We start from the raw sequence: 555 nt of genomic DNA, 5'->3' as shown, positions 1-555 counted from the left end.
GGGATTGGGTGTGCGGCTCCTTAGGCGCCGAACGGCAGGCGGGGTCGATGTCCTGTCCGTCCCAGCTCTGCCGCACCCACCCGTGGTGGGGGTCGTCGCTGATGAGCCATTCCCGCACAGGTCCCGGGCCGGCCATGACGTTCAGGTAGTACAAGTCGTAGCCGGGAGCGGCCATGGCGGGGCCGTGCCACCCGTAGGGAACAAGGACGACGTCGCCCGTGCGAACCTCCGCGGCCACATCGATCGGCCGTTCATCTGAGGCGTAGACACGCTGATAGCCGATTGCATCGGCGTCGGCGGGTGCACCCGAGCCTTGAGCCACGCGGGTCTCGAAGTAGTAGATTTCCTCAAGCTCCGTTTCGCCGTCCTTTTCCTCGTCATGCTTGTGCGGAGGATAGGAGGACCAGTTGCCTGCGGGCGTGAGCACTTCGCAGACGATGAAACGGTCGGCCTCAAGGGCGGCGGGAGTGCCGAAGTTGTGGACCTGGCGGGAGCAGTTGCCTGCTCCGCGCAGCTCCACGGGGGTTTCCGCCGCGGTCACGAGCCTGGTGGGGT

Annotated in this window: 1 pseudogene; it reads right to left on the bottom strand. The window is 66.3% G+C overall.

Annotated features, from left to right (window positions below):
* Positions 1-20 precede the first annotated feature (20 nt).
* Positions 21-555 (bottom strand): annotated as a pseudogene (iolB, locus tag AHiyo1_RS07670) (5-deoxy-glucuronate isomerase); the annotation flags it as partial.

Origin of the sequence: Arthrobacter sp. Hiyo1 (assembly GCF_001263615.2) — a bacterium.
GTDB lineage: Bacteria > Actinomycetota > Actinomycetes > Actinomycetales > Micrococcaceae > Arthrobacter.
The sequence above is the reverse complement of the archived record's forward strand: the minus strand, read 5'-3'. Positions and strand labels throughout refer to the sequence as shown.